Here is an 18,498-nt window from a genome sequence, read left to right as displayed (position 1 = left end):
AAAAAAACGGCTAAGATATCCTCTTTGCCGTTTCTCATTTCAAATAGTTACTATTTAAAATTATAGCGTTTTAGCATTCTTCACCTTCTGGTCGGTAATGGCATGTTTAACCACCTGACTCATTTCACTAACATAGTGGAATGTTAACCCCTGAAGGTATTCCTGCTTAATTTCGTCTATATCTCGACGGTTTTCCTCACAAAGGATAATCTCCTTAATGCCCGCCCTTTTTGCTGCAAGTATTTTTTCTTTAATACCACCTACAGGCAATACGCGTCCGCGAAGGGTAATCTCGCCTGTCATGGCAAGGTTCTTTTTAATCCTTCTTTGCGTGAACGACGATACCAGTGATGTTAGCATTGCAATACCGGCACTTGGCCCGTCTTTTGGCGTAGCTCCCTCCGGTACGTGAATGTGCACGTTGTAATTTGAAATCACTTCCGGACTAATGCCCAACTGCTCTGCATTGGCCTTAATGTACTCCAGCGCAATAGTAGCCGACTCCTTCATTACATTACCCAGGTTACCTGTCATGGTAAGCGTTCCTTTACCTTTGCTAAGCAACGATTCTATAAACAATATATCACCGCCTACACTTGTCCAGGCAAGGCCTGTAACCACACCGGCAACCTCGTTGTTTTCATACTTATCGCGTTCCATTCTTGGTGCGCCCAGTACTTCAAGAACATCAGCTTCGGTAGCTTTATGGTTATATTCCTCTTCCATGGCAATGCTCTTGGCAACGTGCCTTATCATTTTAGCAATCTGCTTTTCAAGTCCGCGTACGCCAGACTCTCTTGTATAACCGGTAACTATCTTTTCAAGAACCTTTTTGCTCATGCTAAAGTCTTTATCGGTTAGTCCGTGTTCTTTAAGCTGTTTAGGTAACAGGTGGCGTTTAGCGATCTCCACTTTTTCTTCTATGGTGTAGCCTGTCATGTTTATGATTTCCATCCTGTCACGAAGTGCCGGCTGGATGGTAGACATATTGTTAGACGTAGCTATAAACATTACTTTACTAAGGTCGAAACCAAGCTCAAGGAAGTTATCATAGAACTCTGAGTTTTGTTCAGGGTCTAATACTTCAAGTAACGCACTCGACGGGTCGCCGCTTGGCCCGACAGATAATTTATCTATCTCATCCAGTACAAATACAGGGTTGCTGGTCTTTGCTTTTTTAATGCTCTGAATAATACGGCCCGGCATAGCACCAATATATGTTTTACGGTGTCCGCGAATTTCTGCCTCATCACGAAGTCCGCCTAATGAGATACGGATGTACTCACGGCCCAGTGCTTCGGCAACCGACTTACCTATGGACGTCTTACCAACCCCAGGAGGGCCATAAAGGCATAATATAGGCGATTTCATGTCGTTTCTAAGCTTAAGTACCGCTAAGTGCTCTATAATACGTTTCTTAACGTCTTCAAGCCCAAAATGGTCTCTGTGTAATATCTTCTCGGCACGCTTAAGGTCAAACTTGTCTTTAGAGAACTCATTCCACGGCAGGTCAAGCATCAGCTCCAGGTAATTACGCTGAATGGCAAACTCTGCCACCTGCGGATTCATTCGCTGCAGTTTGGCAAGCTCTTTCTCAAAGTGTTCCTTGGTTTTTTGGTTCCACTTCTTATTTTTCCCTTTTTTACGCATTTCCTCTATCTCCTGATCGTGAGAAACGCCACCCAGTTCTTCCTGAATGGTTTTCATTTGCTGATGCAGGAAGTACTCACGCTGCTGTTGGTCTAAGTCAAAACGCACCTTACTCTGGATGTCGTTTTTAAGTTCCAGCTTTTGCAGCTCAAGGTTCATGTGGCGAAGGGTTTCCAGCGCACGCTCCTTAAGGTTGTTTTTAGCAAGAAGCTCCTGCTTTTCCTTAACCGAAAGGCTCATGTTTGAAGACACGAAGTTTACCAAAAACGATTCACTTTCAATATTTTTGATAGCAAATGTAGCCTCTGTAGGGATGTTAGGGCTCTCCTTAATAATCTGGATAGCCAGTTCCTTAATCGATTCGATAATAGTAGCAAACTCTACCTCTCCTTTTTCAGGGCGCTCCTCGGCTACCTCTTTAATGGTTGCACGCAGGTAAGGCTCCTCTGTAGTTACCTGATCAATTTCAAAGCGCTTTTTACCCTGAATGATAACGGTTGTGTTACCATCGGGCATTTTAAGTACTCGAAGTATACGGGCTACCGTACCTACTTTATGAATATCGTTTGCAGTAGGCTCTTCAACCTTCTCATCTTTTTGAGCCACAACGCCAATAATCTTACCGCCGGCGTTGGCTTCGTTTATTAGTTTGATAGACTTGTCGCGGCCTGCAGTAATAGGAATTACCACCCCCGGGAAAAGCACCATATTACGTAACGGTAATATAGCGAGGTCATCGGGAAGCTGCTCATTATTCATTTCCTCTTCATCCTCCGGAGTCATTAACGGAATCAATTCCGCATCTGTATCCAGTTCCTGAAGTGACAAACTGTCAATATTTAGTATTTTCTGATTAGACATGCTTATTATAAGTCATTTTGTCATTAAACATAGATGCAAAAATAACTCCCTTGTTTCAATAAGGGAAATTATTTAACTGAATACCAGTAATTACAGGGTATTTACCGGTATAGTAACGCAGTATTAAGGCAATCATTATGCCACAGTAGTTATTTACTTTTTATTATGAAAAATCCGCCCTTTAGGCGGATAGCGTGACTATATTAATCTTTTTAATCCTGAGTAACAGGCAGCGTACCTGTATATGGAATTTTCTCAAACACGCCTGCAGTCACTTCTGCTGTTGTTGTATCATACATATGATAAGCTAAAAAGCTAAAAGTACCCGAAATAGTATGGTTTTGAGTATCAATTTCAGTCACGTTAACCGTACCGTTTGTTTGCTCATTTTCATCTTTGCTCCAATAACCTTCTCCTCCTTTTTCTATATAAAATTCAACATCATTATAAGTTCCTTCTCCCTGAATCCGGAAAGAAAAACTTACACCTACACTTGATGGCTGATTGGCAAATTGGCTATGAGCCACAATCTCAATCATATCATTATACATAGTAGCCTTTTTTTCATCGTTCTCTCCGGCTATATAGGTTTTTTCTCCGTTAAAGTCATATGTAACATAAGGTGCTGTAAGTTGAAAATCGTCGTCGTTGCTGCATGACACAACAGTTAACCCAATAAAAAATAAGGTAAACAGTAAAGAAATCTTTTTCATAATAAGGTGTGCTTGATTATTTTTAATGAATAACGTTTTTAACTGCAAATTATTATAAAAGTAGAACGCCCCACTTACGTGAGGCGTTCCGGTAGATATAGTAGTTTGAGTTAGTAGTTCGAAACTAAAATTTTAGAAACTGTAATCCACATCAAAAGTACCTTCTGTAACCGTTACGGTTCCCTCACTACCTGTAGCAGTAAAGGTAAATGTACCTGCTATTCTTGTTTCTGTTTTACTGTTTATGGTTACACTCCCTGTTGTAGCCATATACATAGCCTCTGGTGATGTAGTGGTATATCTTCCTCCTACAACATCTTCAAGTATATTACCTGTAATATTGTATGTTCCCGGATTTAAAGAAGCCTTCATGCTTACAATAACTTTATTTTGGTTAGCATCAAGTCCGTTTATGCTTATTGTTTCACCTAAACCGCCATCAGCAACTGCCACAGCAACATTAACTACAGGAAAGGTTGTACCGTCTAAAACAGCGGTTAAAACATCGTCTCCTGTTTCGCCACCACCAGGCATATTACCCTGATAAGTAACATTGGTAAACGAACCGTTTGTAAATTCAATTGGTGCAACTTCCTCCTCGTCGTTGCTCCACCAGCCTGTAAAGCTAAAAGTACCCGATACAGTTTTGTTAACAGTATCGATATTTGTAATGTTTACAGAACCGGAAACCTGCTCCAGGTTAAAATTGATGTACTGGTACTCTTCACCTGCCGGTTGGTAATACATTAATAAATCGTCACCGCTAAAAGAACCTACTTCAGGGTTTGGAACTAAAAAGGCAACTTGTTCGGTATTAGCACCGCTGCCTCTGTATCCGCTAATAGCAAGCATACCATCGTTAATAACAGCTGTTATGGCTGTAGCTTCATAAGTCTGACCGCTAAAGTCTACTTTGAATGTTCCCTGTGAAGTTCCCGGATTACCAATATTGTCTAATAATACCGGATCTACCGGTTCTGTATCACAGGCTACAAAGCCTATGGCCAAAAACAGAAGTGTAAATACCTGTACAATTTTCATCTTTTTCATAACTTCTTTTTTATTTTATTCTTAATTAAGCGTGTACGACACAAGCGTGCTGCTTGATGTAAAAGTACCGCTTTGTGATTCTGATTTTATAGGTCCCACATCTTTAGCGAACCAGTAATAAACCGTTAGCACCATACCCGGTGTAAGGTTGCTGGTAATGGTTTGTGTTTGTTTTACCTTAATTACATTTTCATAATTAACGCCATTTACGGTAACAGATATTCCTTTTTCCTGGATTATGTTCTCGATATGGAAGTTCATAACCATTGGAGCAAGTGTTACACCCGGCATTTGATAACTGGTTGTCTGCTGTACATCCTGTGTCCAGCTTTGACCCGGTTCAAGATAATCTTTAAGTATGGTATACTCATAAGGTGAAACGGTAATCTGCATACCCTGTTCATCAGGAACAATTACACTTATCCTAACCGAGTAATCTCCGTTATTGTGACGTAATAGGTTTGTAGCCTCTCCGGTAAGGTCACCCGTACCTGAACTGGCAAAACTATAATTAACCCTATAATATGTATTACCGCCTATAGATTCGGTGCTTGTTATTTTCATTGGGCTTTCGCCTTCGTCTTCCACATCAAAAACCCACTCGTTATTTAATGCCATTGGCCAATAGCTACCATCACTCGTACCGGGATTGGTAGGATTGTTAGGGTTTGTACCCGGATTTTCCGGATTATTAACATTGTCTAAAAGAACCGGATCTACAGGTTCTGTATCACATGAAACAAAACTAAGTGCTGAAAGAAACAGTACTACAGCCGATAATCTTTGTAATTTCTTCATTTGGTTTTTGCTTGTTAGGTGTCCAAATATAAATTATTTTTTTTAATATCTTAATGTTTTTTTAATACACGCATCAGTAAAAAGATACCTATTACAAAGAATAATGTAAGGAATACGACAGAATAACGCATACTTCCAAAATACTGGTCAATAGCACCATAAAGCACCATACCTATTACAATACCTATCTTTTCGGTAACATCATAAAAACTGAAAAATGATGCAGTATCCTGAGTTTCAGGCAACATTTTAGAATAGGTACTTCTTGAAAGCGACTGTATACCCCCCATTACAAGACCTACAAAACCTGCCGTTATATAAAAGTGTATAGGCAGCGTTACAAAAAATGCAGCCACACAAATTACAGCCCACACACAGTTAATACCTATAAGTGTTTTAATGTTTCCGTATTTTGCAGATAATCTTGAAGTTATAACAGCACCGGCAACAGCTACAAGCTGTATTAGCAGTATACTTACAATAAGTCCCATTTGTTTACCGCCTTCACCCCATTGTACTTCTTTAGCTCCAAAATAAGTTGCCACAAGCATTACGGTTTGTACTGCCATACTGTATACAAAAAATGCCCCTAAGTAACGTTTTAGCATAGTGGTTTGCTTTAGCTGTCTCCATACTTTGCGTAGTTCCCTAAAGCCGTTAAGCATAACATCTCCGGTTACTTTATTCCTTTCTTTATTTCCTTTTGGTAAATAATAATAAGTGTACTGGCTAAAAAGTATCCACCACACCCCTACCGATACAAACGACCAACGCATGGCTTTTTCGGCAGCTTCATTATCATTACCTTCAATACCAAACCACCCCGGCTTCATTACCATAACAAGGTTAAAAATAAGCAGTATAACACTACCTATATATCCTAACGAATATCCCTTAGCGCTCACACCATCCTGTTGTTCCGGGTGAGCAATATCAGGCAGGTAGGAGTTATAGAACACAAGACTGCCCCAAAATCCTATAAGTCCGAAAAAGTAGCATACAAGACTCCAGTAAATGTCTTCAAGACTAAACCAATACAACCCTATACAAGACAGCGCACCTAAGTAGCAAAAAAGCTTAAGGAACACTTTTTTGTTTCCGCTGTAATCGGCAATACCCGAAAGCAACGGCGAAATAAACGCCACTACCAAAAAGGCAAAAGCGGTTACAAAGCTCATTAGCGCGGTATCTTTTACATTACTGCCAAAAACAGCAATATACTTCTCCCTTTTATCAAAAAGCAGATCATAAAATATGGGAAAAACCGCCGAAGCGATTACAAGGCTGTAAACAGAGTTGGCCCAATCGTAAAACGCCCAGGCATTAAGAAGCTTTTTATCGCCCTTTTGTAATTGTACTGACATACTTAATTATTTGGTTTGTTTTGCCAAAACTAACTTATTTTTTGGATTATAGGATTATCGCAGCGTTAGATTTTAGTATGTAGTGAACAGTGTACTTGTCATGTCGATGGCAGGAGACATCTCTTACTCATGAGATTCCTCCATTACGCTATCGCTACAGTCGGAATGGAAAAAACAGATTGCCACGTCGTTCCTCCTCGCAATGACAACGCTAAGTATTTTTTCATTAATCTAAAGGGGTTTTCAATGCTTTGCAACGCCAGTTAACCTCATAAAACAAACCCTTTTCATCATCAGTCTTTACGTAAAGGTAAACTTTGCTGAAAAACCTTTCAGGATAATAAGGCGGTGGTACAGGGCGTTTATCCTGACTGTTTTTTATGTATTCTTTTGTTTCTTTATCACAAAGATACTGAAGCCTTTTATTTGCCTCTGTTTTACTTAGCAATTTGTCTTTAATATCAATATATTTTATTTCTTGCGGTTTCTTCCTTAGGGTATCAAATTCAAATTTATCTTCGCGAATGTAAGGTTCTTCCCTAAACTCAATATTATTATATTTAAGCTCTTTACTGGTGTTTTGAGTATTATCATTAAACTCAATATAAATCACTTCTCTAAACAGGTCGTCATAAAAATTAAAACCATTTGCCGCATCCAGCAGTTTTTGCCTTTCCTCTGCTCCCGGATATCCATACTCAATAGCTTCATGTGGTGCATAACTCTCAAGTACCGACATAAGTTCGCCCTGATGTATCTCTATGCTACAGGTACCGGCATCGAAAATAACAAGTTCTTCTCCCGTATCCTTTTTTGTAATGTTAAGCATCCCGCTTTTTATTTGGGTAGTAGCGTTTATAAGCTTAAGAAGTTTTGTTTTTTCGGCAGCATCGGTAATCTCGCTGCTTTTAAGTACATCTTCGCTATATGCGGTATGTATGTAGCGGTAATACTTAAACATTTTAACATTAGTTAAAACAACAAGGTAACTCGAACTTTTTCCCAAACTCCACGGACTATATGCCTGTGTTTTTATAATAAGTGCATTTTTATCATCTAAACCCAACTCCTCTATATAGGGATTTTGGCGCAACTGACTCTTTTGAAACTCAAAAGGTTCAACTCCCGGTATATCCTGAGCCTGTAAAAAACTACAGAGTAATAAAAAGAATAGAGTAAGCTGAATTTTCATGCTAGTCATTTAAGAAGGTGTTGTTACTATTTCAAATACGACAAAAAAACTTATTACAAGAATAGCCACAAACGCCATTAAATATACCCACCATATCCTGTATTCTTTTGACACAAAAAAACGGACCAATAAACAGGCAATAACAGCAGGGATCAAAGATATTCCTATTACGATACTCAAAAGAGCAACCACATCACCTGTAAGGAAAAAAAGTTTTATCATGACTTTGTAATAATAAGTTCAAAAAAGACATCATCAACAGCTATTGATTTATGCAGTTCTTCAAGATTTTCAACATCATAACAATGTATATGCACCGAGTAAGGGTGGCCAACCATTCTGCTCATAACAATACCCAACGAATCGTTTATAAAAACATTTCCTGTAGGCCCTGTTGGAAAAACATCCTGAAGGTATTTCTTTACAACAATAGGTTTTCCGTTCAGTTTAAATGTTTTTTGAGAAAGGTACTTAAGTTCGTCCCTTAAAACAACATTGGTTTTGGTTATTGCAAGGGTATCTGTATAATCCATCATATACCTGTAAGGATAAATGTATGTAAGTGTATCTTTAACCTGTATCCTTTTAAGACTCAAGGAATCTCTCTCAAAATAATTTAGCGTATCAAAACTTACTCCTTTAATATCTGTAGTGCATTTTATATGATATAAAGACAGTTTTATTTCCCGTTCAGTTTGAACAGTTACTGTGTCTTTTTGCTTACACGATAAAGCTAAAAGAAATAATACGGGTAAGGTGATTAGTTTTTTCATACCCGAAAGATAGTAAAAAAGTATTCTGTCATAGTTAACATTGTACTTGCCATGTCGACCGAAGAAAGACATCTCTTACTCATGAGATTCCTCCATTACGCTATCGCTACAGTCGGAATGGAAAAAACAGATTGCCACAGCCTGCCACGCACAGCGGGGTCGTTCCTCCTCGCAATGACAAAAGAACAATAAAAAAAGCCCCGCTTTCGCGGGGCTATATATTATAAACAGATGTCTCACATCTCTTATCTTTTATCTCTAAGTCTTATTTATCTTATTTAAACGTTACCCCAAACTTAGCTGCTTCAGCTTTAGCCTCAGGAATCATTTTTTGAAGGTTGGCAATCCTAGTGGCATCACTTGGGTGTGTACTAAGCAGTTCAGGAGTACCGCCACCACCCTGAGCCGACATTCTTTGCCAGAAAGCAAGCGCATCATCAGGGTTGTATCCTGCAATAGCCATAAGTATAAGTCCGTATTTATCAGCTTCGCTCTCGTGGTTTCTGCTAAATGGCAATACACCCAAAACATTAGATCCTACCCCATAAGCCTGCATATATATTTGCTGTGCAGCCTCACTCTCTCCGGTTGTTGCAGCACCTAAAACGGCAGCACCTACCTGTTGTGCCTGTTGTGCCGTCATACGCTGACCACCGTGGTTAAGTAACGCGTGCGATATTTCGTGACCTAATACTGTTGCAAGTCCCGCCTCAGTTTTAGTAACCGGTAATATACCTGTATATACCACAATTTTACCACCCGGCATACACCATGCGTTTAACGCCGGATCTTGTACCAGCTTATATTCCCACTGATAATCTTTTAAATACCCCTGATACCCGTTAGCGTTAAGGTATTTCTCTGCAGCGGCAGCAATTTTTTGCCCTACAGTAGTTACCATCTTAGCATCAGATGTACCGGTAATTACCTTGTTTTCCTTTAAAAACTCGTCATACTGCTGAAAAGCCGCCGGAAAAATCTGGTCGTTAGATACGGCATTAAACTGCGTTTTACCTGTAAAAGGATTTGTGGTACACGCAAAAAACATCATCAGTATAAAACCTGATAATACTAAAACACTCTTTCTCATAATCGCGTAGAATTGGTTATCCAGTTCAAAATTAGTAAATATTTTCCTGTAATCTTCCTAATAAATACCACCAGTCAGTTAAAATATTGTGAAGGTTTGCACATTAATATTTTACTTCCTCAATACCAGCGCGGCAGCTAAAACTTCGGCTATCTCCCCTACCGGAATATCTGCTTCAGGATTTACGGCAAAGGTTTTCATACGGGCACGCTTTTCCTGTTTGAGTTGAGGGAAGTCCAGCAGCTTTCCGTCTACAAACCCAATATAAGGCTGTCCTGTTTTCTTATCGGTCCATAAATAGCATAGCATTTTGCCTTTAAAGCAAAAAAACGGCATGCCATATTTCCAGTCTTCGGTAATACCGGCATCAAACTTAGCGATATAGTCACGCAGGTACAGCATACAGCTTTTTACGGGTTCCTGTTTCTGCAAAAAATAATTATCAATAGGACGAAGCATTTAATTCAATTTTAATATAGTGTAAGGTAAGAAATTTCTAACTTGCAGGTATTAATCGCATCTCATTATGTCTATAAACAGCGGCTCACAACGCCAAAGTATGGCTATACCCAAGCCTATACGCATTACGGCTAAAATACTGGAAGCCACATCGGTAAAAATGGCGGCCAAGTTTGCCATGAAAATATTTATTACCCCCATTAAATTCCCTATACCAAAAAGGGAAGAAAAAATGGATACCGAAAGCAGGCAGGAATTTATAAATATACCCGCATTAAACAAAAAGATAATGGTTTACCATTATGGTGAATCGGATAAAAAAGTACTTCTGGTACACGGCTGGAGCGGACGCGGAACGCAACTGCACTCCATTGCCGACAAGATGCTTAAAAAAGGGTACAGCACCATTAGCTTTGATGCTCCTGCACACGGAAAGTCGCCAGGTAAGACCAGCGACATGACCGAGTTTATTGCCTGCATACTTGAACTGCAAAAAGTATACGGTCCGTTTACATTTGCCATAGGGCACTCCCTGGGCGGTATGAGTGTACTAAATGCTATAAAGCGCGGGCTACAGGTAGATAAGGCGGTAATAATAGGCAGCGGCGATGTGATAAAAGATATAATGGATCACTTTATAAATCAGTTAGGCATGAATATTGGTACTGGTAACCTGATGATAAAGCTGTTTGAAAAGAAGTTTGGCGAAACCATCAATACCTATTCAGCGTATATAGCAGCACAGGCAGTTACTGTACCCGTTATGGTTGTTCACGACGAAAACGACACCGATGTACCTGTTACCGCTGCACACCATATTCACAGCCATTTGGCAAACAGCCAACTGGTTATTACGCAGGGTTTGGGGCATCGCAAAATTTTGGGCGACAGTACGGTCATCAAAACGTTAACCCAATTCTTACTAGCATGAAAAAAATAATGGCCCTACTAATCCTGTTCAGCCTAACGGCATGCAACGGGCAAACAAAAAAAGAAAAAGAAACAGCAAAAACCGAAGCCAAAGGACAGTTTAAGGTAAACAAAACCGATGCCCAGTGGAAAGAGCAGCTTACCCCTGAGGAATATGAAGTACTTCGCCAAAAAGGAACCGAACGCGCTTACACCGGCAAATATGATGAGTTTTTTGAGGATGGTGTATATGTATGCGCTGCCTGCGAAAACCCTTTGTTTAAATCAGACAATAAGTTTAATTCTCACTGCGGATGGCCTTCGTTTGACGAGGCTATAAAAGGTTCGGTTGTTTATAAAGAAGATTTTACTCACGGTATGCACCGTACCGAGGTAATGTGTGCCAACTGTGGCGGGCACTTAGGCCACGTGTTTGATGACGGACCTAAGGAAACTACCGGAAACCGTTTTTGTACCAATTCGGTATCAATTAAGTTTATACCTGCCGAAGAGCTTAAAAAAACTAAAAACCAGTAAGTAAATGAAAGACTATAAAGTAAACAAATCTGAAGCCGAATGGAAAGAACAGTTAGGCTTTGAACGCTATAAAATACTTAGGCAAAAAGGCACCGAGTTCCCACACTCCGGTAAGTACAACCTGCATTTTGAAAAAGGAACTTATGTATGCGGAGCGTGTGGCGAACCGCTTTTTGCTTCCGACTCAAAATTTGATTCCCGTTGCGGATGGCCTTCGTTTGACGAAGCACTACCGGGAAAAATTGAATATGTAAAAGATACCTCTCATGGTATGGTACGTACAGAGATAATGTGTGCCAATTGCGGCGGACACCTTGGCCACGTATTTGATGACGGACCTACTCCTACAGGGCAGCGTTACTGCGTTAACTCCCTGTCGGTTGATTTTAAAGAATAATTTTTACAGATACTAATCCCCGCAATAGCGGGGATTTTTTTGTTTATGTATGTCATTGGGAGCGGACACAACTAAATATTTTTTTGAGTAAATATTAATTTATTATACACATTTCAACATCCATAGTTTGAATTAAATTATCTCTAACTATATTTTGTTTTTACCTATATTCGTATAAAATAGCCTTACTATGTTTGAAATAATCACTCTTATAGGTGGCGTACCTAAGCCAAGAAATAATCCTGCTAAACTTATTGAATGGGATTGGACTGACCAAGATACGTTAGCTTTAGTTATCAAAATTACTTTTTTAATTTTGATAATGTATATTTTACAAAGATCTCTTTCTAATAATAAAGAAATTGAAAAAAAAGTTGAGGAAAATTTAGATAAAATTTCTGGCACTGTAAAAAACATAGACTCTGATGGTAGTAATGTCTTGTTATTAATGATAACTCATGTCCGTGAATTAAGAGGTTATTATTCCTTGACAAGGAAACAAGCTATTTCATCATTTATAGCAGCTTTAATGATTTCAATAATTGGTGTTCTAATTTTTTTTAAAGGTTTATTATTTTCATCTGAAAATTCTATTTCATTATTATCCACAATAGCAGGAGCAATTGTCGAAATTATTGCTGGTCTATTCTTTTGGCTATATAGTAAAGCTCTTGACCAACTTAGCCTTTTTCATATAAGCTTACAAAGATCCGCTAACGTATTACTTTCAATACAATTAGTTGATAAAATATCTAATGAAGAAAAAGACTCTGTCTATAGAGAGATTGTTCTTAAAATCATTGATTCCGAATATAAGATTGAGCCAAAATAATATTTTCAAATGAAGCTATGGCATCAGGCTCCGTAGCGTAAAGAAAATTACAAGCAAAGTGTAAAAAAGCATCCGCTGTTTGAGGCGACAGCCGAGTTCGGATGGTTTAGCCGAGTACAGTAATTTTTAGCTTAAGGAGTCATAGCCTTGACTTTTTGGTTCTTTTGTGTCAAGACAAAAGAAGAAGTATTTTGTAATAAATGTAACACTCTGTTTGTCATGTCGAACCGGAGGGAGACATCTCTTATTACTCTTTATTTAAATTTATTAATCTTTGAGATTCCTCCATTACGCTATCGCTACAGTCGGAATGGAAAACAGATTGCTTCATCCTTCGCAATGACAATTACGAGTGATTCAACACACCCCTAACCCCTCTCAAGAGGGGAACTGAGCACCCGACCTGAAAACTGATTACTGAACACTCAATACTGACTACTCGTTTTCCACAACAAGAATCTCTACGCGGCGGTTAGCGGCGCGTTCTTCCTCATTGTTTTCCGGTAACGGATAAAGTGGTTGTGAAGTACCCAAACCTTCAAACGAAAGTCGGCTCTTAAGCACGCCATACTGCTGAAGGAACATAAATACGGCCTTTGCCCTTTTGGTACTCAGGTCACGCGGATCGCCTTCCATACAGCAAATATGCCCCTGTATCTTGATTTTAAGCTTAGGGTGTAAGCGCATAACTTCCAGCAGCTCAAACAACCTTGGTCTTGACTCCTGAGTTATGGCAAAAGTATTTTCATAAAAGTTAAGGTTCTTCATAGCCAGGTGCTCACCCGGTTTTGCCGTACCCACTTTTTTCATAAAAACCGTATCCAGTATTATCTCATCGGTAGTACCGTTAGGATTGCGAAGTACAATCTTCTCTGTATATACTATAGGTTTCTTTTCCGGTTCCGGTTTAGGCTCTTCCTCTATACCTAAAATTTCGTTTTCACGGTGCAGTTCATCCTTACGGATGTAAAATATATCTACTCTCCTGTTTTTGGCCTTTTCGTCATAATGCTTATGAAGCTCACCAAAACTGCGGGTTTCAAAATCGTCCCTTATTTTAATGTTCCCGTTTATAAGTCCGAATACATACGCAACCCTACGCTGTGCCAGTGTATCGTTAGATGTTATCGTACCATCCTCGTCGGTAAAACCGTTAATGGAAACAATTTTTGACTCCTTGTTTGCAGCCATCCATGACTTAAAGATTCGCATCTGGTCAGAAGCAGGATCAATCTCATATTTATTGGAATCAAAATAAAGAGAATATTGCTTTTGGGCAGTTGCGGTAAACGACAGCAAAAAAAACAGTATTATTAAAACGGGGTTTCTCATTTTTATGTTTTCTGATACATTACGAAAATAACCTTTTATTTATTACAAAAAAGTTAATTCTCTATTATCTCAATCTCTACACGCCTGTTGGCATTACGCTCGTCTTCATTTTTTTCGGGTAATGGATAAACAGGATGACTGCTTTTAAGTCCCTGGTAGGATAACCTGCTTTTATCTATCCCGCTACGAACCAAATAGCCATAAACCGCTCTAGCCCTTAAACGCGAAATATCTCCTGTTTCAACCATTTCACAGCAAATATGCCCCTGTATATCTATTTTAAGCTTAGGGTTATCACGCATAATAATGAAAAGATCATCCAGCACAGGCCTTGACCATGGCACTACAATATCAGAATAGTTATAAAAATAGAGCTCCGGTAGCTTTAGCTTATCTCCAACTTTAGACTGTTTTACTTTTTTGGCAAAATCAGATTCCGTCTTTTCAATAACTTCTGCAACAACAGGCAAACCATAATACACTTCAACCTTACGGTTTTTTGCCTGCTCTTTATCCTGCTCAAATTCTTCGCCTAAAGCCTGTATCTCAAAATCTTCGGCAAAGGCTATTTTATTTTTCTGCAACCGGTTTACAACATCTTTAGCCCTGCGTAACGATAAATTCCTGTTATAGGGTATACTGCCTACACTATCGGCACAACCTACTACTTTTAGTATTACTGCATTTTTATTTTCCTTTAACCAGTTATCAAATCCGGCTATAGACGAACTGTTAGCCTCATCAATATCAAAGTCAAAATAAACGGTATGCTTTTGCTGTGCCTGAGTAAAGGTAAAAATGGCAAGCAATAGTATGGTAAAGGTGAGTTTCATTATAAACTAATTAGCAATTATTTCTATTTCAACTCTTCGGTTAGTAATTCTTTCTCTTTCATTCATCTCAGGAATATTGTATATTGGAGAACTTCCTCCAAAATCCTTATATGAAAGTCTGGAATGGGGAATGCCGTTATTTACCAAATAACTATATACTGCTTTAGCCCTGTCCATCGACACTGGGTGCATTGCTGTCTTTTCACAGCATATATGACCCTGTATTTGAATTTTAAGATTAGGATTATTTTTCATTACCATCAATAGCTCTTCCAGAACAGGTATCGATTCCGGTAAAAAATGAGCTGAATTACCATAAAAATTTAAGTTCTCTAATCTTAGCTTATCTCCTAATTTAGATCCTTCTACCCTACGGGCTAATTCTTTTTTTTCCGGTTTTGGTTCAGAACTGATCTCTTTAGATAGTGTATAATATATCTCCACCTTGCGGTTCTTTGCCTCATTCTCATCCTGCTCAAAATCCTCTCCAAAGGCTTTTACCTCAACATTATTGTTTACGGCAATACCATAAGCCTTAAGCCTGTTTAGTACATCATCTGCCCTGCGTTGTGAAAGATCTATATTATAATCGTTGCTGCCTTTGCTGTCGGCATAACCATACACTTTTTCTACAATGGCATTTTTGTTTTGAGCCATCCAGTTATCCAGATTGGAAACAGACGAACTGTTTGCCTCATCGATATCAAAATCAAAATAAACGGTGTGTTTTTGCTGGGCATGTGTAAAGAAAATAACAGCCAGCATAAGTAAAGTAAAGGTGTGTTTCATGAGGGGTTGGTTAATTCTTTTAATAGAAACGCCCCTTCTTACCAGTTTAGTATAAAAAAGCCCTGCGCAATGCGCAGGGCTTTCAGTTTTATAAGGTAAGCTATTATCTTGTAAATAATAACTCTCTGTATTTAGTAAGTGTCCATAACTCATCGTCAACAAGAAGCTCCAGTTTGTCACAGTGCTTTCTAATTACATCAAAGTAAGGTTTTACGTTATCGCAGTAAGCAGTTGCCATTTCCTCAGTACTGCTAAGGTTGTTAGCTTTTTTACGCTCTTCAGTCATTTCTTCCACTTTAGAGTTGATACCCGCAATGTGCTCAGAAATTTCTTTGATAAGGATAATCTGCTCTTTACCGATTGTTTCAAAATCCTGACCAAATATCTCTTTAAGACCTTTTACGTTCTCGATAAGAATGTTTTGGTAACGGATAGCTGTAGGGATTACGTGGTTACGAGCAATATCGCCTAACACACGGCCTTCTATCTGGATTTTTTTAACGTACTCTTCCAGTTCAATTTCATAACGAGCCTCAACCTCAACGTGGTTCATTACGCCAAGTTCTTCAAATAAAGCAAGAGATTGTTTAGAAACTTTAGCTTTAAGCGCCTGTGGAGTAGTTTTGTTATTGCTTAGTCCGCGTTTTGCAGCCTCTTTCTCCCACTCATCGCTGTAACCGTCACCTTCAAAAAGGATGTTTTTAGTTTCTTTGATGTACTCTCTTAAGATGTTAAAGATAGCATCGTCTTTCTTCATGCCTTTAGCAGCAATTAGAGCGTCAACCTCTTTCTTGAAGTCTTTAAGCTGTTTAGCTACGATAGCATTAAGAATTGTCATTGAGTTAGCACAGTTAGCGCTGGAACCTACTGCCCTGAACTCAAATTTATTACCTGTAAAGGCAAACGGAGAAGTTCTGTTTCTGTCAGTATTATCAAGTAATACATCCGGAATTTTACCTACTACGTTAAGTTTAAGATCTGTTTTTTCTTCAGGAGAAAGTTTACCGTTAGATACACCTTCTAACTCCTCAAGAACTTTTGTAAGCTGCTGACCGATGAATACAGAAATGATTGCCGGCGGTGCCTCGTTAGCTCCAAGTCTGTGATCGTTTGAAGCAGAAGCGATAGAAGCTCTCATCAGCTGCTCGTTAGTGTAAACAGCTTTAATAGTGTTGATAAAGAAAGTAAGGAACTGTAAGTTGCTCATTGGCGTTTTACCGGGACCTAACAGGTTAACACCTGTATCTGTAGCAAGCGACCAGTTGTTGTGCTTACCGCTACCGTTTACTCCCTGGAATGGCTTCTCGTGGAAAAGCACTTTAAAGTCATGGCGCTCTGCAACTTTTTGCATTACATCCATTAGTAATGAGTTGTGGTCTACAGCAAGGTTAGTTTCCTCAAATATAGGAGCAAGCTCAAACTGGTTAGGAGCAACCTCGTTGTGACGTGTTTTTACAGGTATACCTAAAAGCATACACTCGTTTTCAAGGTCTCTCATATAATTAAGAACCCTTGTAGGGATAGAACCAAAATAGTGGTCTTCTAACTGCTGCCCTTTAGCAGAAGTGTGTCCTAAAAGTGTACGTCCTGTAAGTGTAATATCCGGTCTTGAAGCAGCAAGGGCTGCATCTATAAGGAAATATTCCTGTTCCCAACCAAGGGTTGGAGTAACTTTCTTAACGTTTTTATCAAAGTAACGGCATACATCTGTAGCAGCTTCGTCTATAGAATGTAATGCACGTAATAATGGAGTTTTATAGTCAAGTGCCTCACCTGTGTAAGATACAAACACAGTAGGTATACATAAAGTAGTACCAAATATAAAGGCTGGTGATGTAGGATCCCATGCAGTATAACCACGAGCTTCAAAAGTATTACGAATACCTCCGTTAGGGAAACTTGAAGCATCCGGCTCCTGTTGTACTAACTGGCTACCACCAAATTTTTCGATTGGGTCGCTACCGTCAAAAGAAGTTTCGAAGAAAGCATCGTGCTTCTCTGCTGTAGTACCTGTTAATGGCTGGAACCAGTGAGTATAGTGAGTTACACCTTTAGAAAGAGCCCACTCTTTCATACCCATAGCTACATAATCAGCCAGTTTTCTTTCAATTTTTGTTCCATACTGTACAGCCCCTTTTACTGCCTGATATGCCTCAGGTGTTAAAAATTGACGCATAGACTTGTCGTTGAACACATTGGTACCGAAAATAGCAGATTTACGGTCCAGTTCTTCTACTTTAACCGGCTTTCTGCCTGCGGTTTCTTTTAAGGCCTGAAAACGAATTGTTGACATGAAACTAAATTTTAAATTATTAATGATATTAAAAATCGATGCAAATATATAAATTTTTTGATTCAAAATTAAGATACCCCTATTTTTTAGGGGGTCATATTTCCAAATTTTACTAACTTAATAAAAATTACCCCTAAAATAAAAATACCCTACCCTAAACTTGACACTTACACAACTATTGCTTAACTTTATATTGCATTTTTTTCAAAAAAATTCTTACATCAGTTAAATAAAATTTAAAATTCTCAAAGCATTGTTAATTGTGTTAAATATTCCATAACCAAAACACGCCTTAGGTAAAGATTGTGGTAATTTTAGGTGATCGAAATTTGATAACCTAAATATATAAAAAAATGAACAGGAAAACAATGATAGGTATTGCAGCAGGAGCTGTAGCCTTAGCAGGTGTAGCTGCTTACTTTGCAAAGAGAAGGAATGACAGGAAAAATTTTGAAGCAAATGCCGCTCAGGCAAAAGACCATTTTAAAGGTAAATTAAACGAACTGCAACGTAAAGCCGGCAAAGAGCTTAAAAACGCCGCTGCCGAAACTAAAGAAGCAGTAAACAGCGCAAAAGAAAGAGCTAACGACTGGGTAAACAATGCAGCCCAGGCGTAAAAGATAATA

The 18,498-nt window shown here is 38.8% G+C and carries 18 protein-coding genes; 5 read left to right on the top strand and 13 right to left on the bottom strand.

Annotated elements, in window-relative coordinates:
* Positions 1–60: 60 nt before the first annotated feature.
* From lon to FUA48_RS11630, 9 genes are all read right to left on the bottom strand, one after another.
* On the bottom strand, positions 61–2,511 hold the full coding sequence (lon, locus tag FUA48_RS11670; protein WP_147583694.1) for an endopeptidase La: 2,451 nt from the start codon (positions 2,509–2,511) through the stop codon (positions 61–63).
* Positions 2,512–2,723: 212 nt separating this feature from the next.
* Positions 2,724–3,224, bottom strand: a complete 501-nt coding sequence (locus FUA48_RS11665; RefSeq protein ID WP_147583693.1) for a DUF6252 family protein — start codon at positions 3,222–3,224, stop codon at positions 2,724–2,726.
* Between the two features lie 132 nt (positions 3,225–3,356).
* Positions 3,357–4,274 carry a DUF6252 family protein gene (locus FUA48_RS11660; RefSeq protein WP_147583692.1) on the bottom strand — a complete coding sequence of 306 codons (918 nt, stop codon included), beginning with the start codon at positions 4,272–4,274 and terminating at the stop codon, positions 3,357–3,359.
* A gap of 21 nt (positions 4,275–4,295) precedes the next feature.
* Positions 4,296–5,072: a hypothetical protein gene (locus FUA48_RS11655; protein ID WP_147583691.1), complete on the bottom strand. Its 777-nt coding sequence runs from the start codon at positions 5,070–5,072 to the stop codon at positions 4,296–4,298.
* Positions 5,073–5,122: 50 nt separating this feature from the next.
* Complete coding sequence (locus tag FUA48_RS11650; protein ID WP_147583690.1) at positions 5,123–6,436, bottom strand: MFS transporter; 1,314 nt, start codon at positions 6,434–6,436, stop codon at positions 5,123–5,125.
* Positions 6,437–6,662: 226 nt separating this feature from the next.
* A complete protein-coding gene (locus tag FUA48_RS11645) occupies positions 6,663–7,628 on the bottom strand; it encodes a hypothetical protein (protein ID WP_147583689.1) in 966 nt (321 codons plus the stop codon).
* 218 nt (positions 7,629–7,846) lie between these two features.
* A complete protein-coding gene (locus FUA48_RS11640) occupies positions 7,847–8,401 on the bottom strand; it encodes a hypothetical protein (protein WP_147583688.1) in 555 nt (184 codons plus the stop codon).
* A gap of 274 nt (positions 8,402–8,675) precedes the next feature.
* Complete coding sequence (locus FUA48_RS11635) at positions 8,676–9,491, bottom strand: M48 family metallopeptidase (RefSeq protein WP_147583687.1); 816 nt, start codon at positions 9,489–9,491, stop codon at positions 8,676–8,678.
* A gap of 111 nt (positions 9,492–9,602) precedes the next feature.
* Positions 9,603–9,950 (bottom strand): DUF1801 domain-containing protein, encoded by a 348-nt coding sequence (locus FUA48_RS11630; protein ID WP_147583686.1) that lies wholly within the window; start codon positions 9,948–9,950, stop codon positions 9,603–9,605.
* 67 nt (positions 9,951–10,017) lie between these two features.
* On the opposite strand from FUA48_RS11630, the gene FUA48_RS11625 reads away from it, so the two are divergent.
* From FUA48_RS11625 to FUA48_RS11610, 4 genes are all read left to right on the top strand, one after another.
* The gene (locus FUA48_RS11625) at positions 10,018–10,881 is read left to right on the top strand and encodes an alpha/beta fold hydrolase (protein ID WP_147583685.1); all 864 of its coding nucleotides are present in this window, start codon (positions 10,018–10,020) and stop codon (positions 10,879–10,881) included.
* Positions 10,878–11,396 (top strand): peptide-methionine (R)-S-oxide reductase MsrB, encoded by a 519-nt coding sequence (gene msrB / locus FUA48_RS11620; protein ID WP_147583684.1) that lies wholly within the window; start codon positions 10,878–10,880, stop codon positions 11,394–11,396. Before FUA48_RS11625 ends, msrB (FUA48_RS11620) begins: the two co-directional genes overlap by 4 nt.
* A gap of 4 nt (positions 11,397–11,400) precedes the next feature.
* The gene (msrB, locus tag FUA48_RS11615; RefSeq protein WP_147583683.1) at positions 11,401–11,793 is read left to right on the top strand and encodes a peptide-methionine (R)-S-oxide reductase MsrB; all 393 of its coding nucleotides are present in this window, start codon (positions 11,401–11,403) and stop codon (positions 11,791–11,793) included.
* A 190-nt stretch (positions 11,794–11,983) separates the two neighbouring features.
* Entirely contained in the window at positions 11,984–12,625 is a 642-nt protein-coding gene (locus FUA48_RS11610; protein WP_147583682.1) for a TRADD-N-associated membrane domain-containing protein, read from the top strand.
* Between the two features lie 435 nt (positions 12,626–13,060).
* Here the strand turns inward: FUA48_RS11610 and FUA48_RS11605 are convergent, their stop codons facing one another.
* The 4 genes from FUA48_RS11605 to FUA48_RS11590 all read right to left on the bottom strand — a co-directional run bounded on the left by FUA48_RS11605 (position 13,061) and on the right by FUA48_RS11590 (position 17,872).
* Positions 13,061–13,957, bottom strand: coding sequence for an OmpA family protein (locus FUA48_RS11605; RefSeq protein WP_147583681.1), 897 nt, complete (start codon positions 13,955–13,957; stop codon positions 13,061–13,063).
* Between the two features lie 53 nt (positions 13,958–14,010).
* Positions 14,011–14,790 carry an OmpA family protein gene (locus FUA48_RS11600; protein ID WP_147583680.1) on the bottom strand — a complete coding sequence of 260 codons (780 nt, stop codon included), beginning with the start codon at positions 14,788–14,790 and terminating at the stop codon, positions 14,011–14,013.
* A 6-nt stretch (positions 14,791–14,796) separates the two neighbouring features.
* Positions 14,797–15,579, bottom strand: a complete 783-nt coding sequence (locus FUA48_RS11595; RefSeq protein ID WP_168196976.1) for an OmpA family protein — start codon at positions 15,577–15,579, stop codon at positions 14,797–14,799.
* Between the two features lie 103 nt (positions 15,580–15,682).
* Positions 15,683–17,872, bottom strand: coding sequence for a glutamine synthetase III family protein (locus tag FUA48_RS11590; RefSeq protein WP_147583678.1), 2,190 nt, complete (start codon positions 17,870–17,872; stop codon positions 15,683–15,685).
* Positions 17,873–18,225: 353 nt separating this feature from the next.
* Between FUA48_RS11590 and FUA48_RS11585 the strand changes: the two genes are divergently transcribed.
* Positions 18,226–18,489: a hypothetical protein gene (locus FUA48_RS11585; protein ID WP_147583677.1), complete on the top strand. Its 264-nt coding sequence runs from the start codon at positions 18,226–18,228 to the stop codon at positions 18,487–18,489.
* Positions 18,490–18,498 lie beyond the last annotated feature (9 nt).

The organism is Flavobacterium alkalisoli (assembly GCF_008000935.1).
Lineage (GTDB): Bacteria > Bacteroidota > Bacteroidia > Flavobacteriales > Flavobacteriaceae > Flavobacterium > Flavobacterium alkalisoli.
Note: the sequence above shows the minus strand (reverse complement) of the source record. Positions and strands in the feature narration are given on the sequence as shown.

Bases quoted from the DNA above. Each gene is read 5' to 3' on its own strand.
- lon (WP_147583694.1), bottom strand. From the start codon at position 2,511: ATGTCTAATCAGAAAATACTAAATATTGACAGTTTGTCACTTCAGGAA.
- FUA48_RS11665 (WP_147583693.1), bottom strand. From the start codon at position 3,224: ATGAAAAAGATTTCTTTACTGTTTACCTTATTTTTTATTGGGTTAACT.
- FUA48_RS11660 (WP_147583692.1), bottom strand. From the start codon at position 4,274: ATGAAAAAGATGAAAATTGTACAGGTATTTACACTTCTGTTTTTGGCC.
- FUA48_RS11655 (WP_147583691.1), bottom strand. From the start codon at position 5,072: ATGAAGAAATTACAAAGATTATCGGCTGTAGTACTGTTTCTTTCAGCA.
- FUA48_RS11650 (WP_147583690.1), bottom strand. From the start codon at position 6,436: ATGTCAGTACAATTACAAAAGGGCGATAAAAAGCTTCTTAATGCCTGG.
- FUA48_RS11645 (WP_147583689.1), bottom strand. From the start codon at position 7,628: ATGAAAATTCAGCTTACTCTATTCTTTTTATTACTCTGTAGTTTTTTA.
- FUA48_RS11640 (WP_147583688.1), bottom strand. From the start codon at position 8,401: ATGAAAAAACTAATCACCTTACCCGTATTATTTCTTTTAGCTTTATCG.
- FUA48_RS11635 (WP_147583687.1), bottom strand. From the start codon at position 9,491: ATGAGAAAGAGTGTTTTAGTATTATCAGGTTTTATACTGATGATGTTT.
- FUA48_RS11630 (WP_147583686.1), bottom strand. From the start codon at position 9,950: ATGCTTCGTCCTATTGATAATTATTTTTTGCAGAAACAGGAACCCGTA.
- FUA48_RS11625 (WP_147583685.1), top strand. From the start codon at position 10,018: ATGTCTATAAACAGCGGCTCACAACGCCAAAGTATGGCTATACCCAAG.
- msrB (WP_147583684.1), top strand. From the start codon at position 10,878: ATGAAAAAAATAATGGCCCTACTAATCCTGTTCAGCCTAACGGCATGC.
- msrB (WP_147583683.1), top strand. From the start codon at position 11,401: ATGAAAGACTATAAAGTAAACAAATCTGAAGCCGAATGGAAAGAACAG.
- FUA48_RS11610 (WP_147583682.1), top strand. From the start codon at position 11,984: ATGTTTGAAATAATCACTCTTATAGGTGGCGTACCTAAGCCAAGAAAT.
- FUA48_RS11605 (WP_147583681.1), bottom strand. From the start codon at position 13,957: ATGAGAAACCCCGTTTTAATAATACTGTTTTTTTTGCTGTCGTTTACC.
- FUA48_RS11600 (WP_147583680.1), bottom strand. From the start codon at position 14,790: ATGAAACTCACCTTTACCATACTATTGCTTGCCATTTTTACCTTTACT.
- FUA48_RS11595 (WP_168196976.1), bottom strand. From the start codon at position 15,579: ATGAAACACACCTTTACTTTACTTATGCTGGCTGTTATTTTCTTTACA.
- FUA48_RS11590 (WP_147583678.1), bottom strand. From the start codon at position 17,872: ATGTCAACAATTCGTTTTCAGGCCTTAAAAGAAACCGCAGGCAGAAAG.
- FUA48_RS11585 (WP_147583677.1), top strand. From the start codon at position 18,226: ATGAACAGGAAAACAATGATAGGTATTGCAGCAGGAGCTGTAGCCTTA.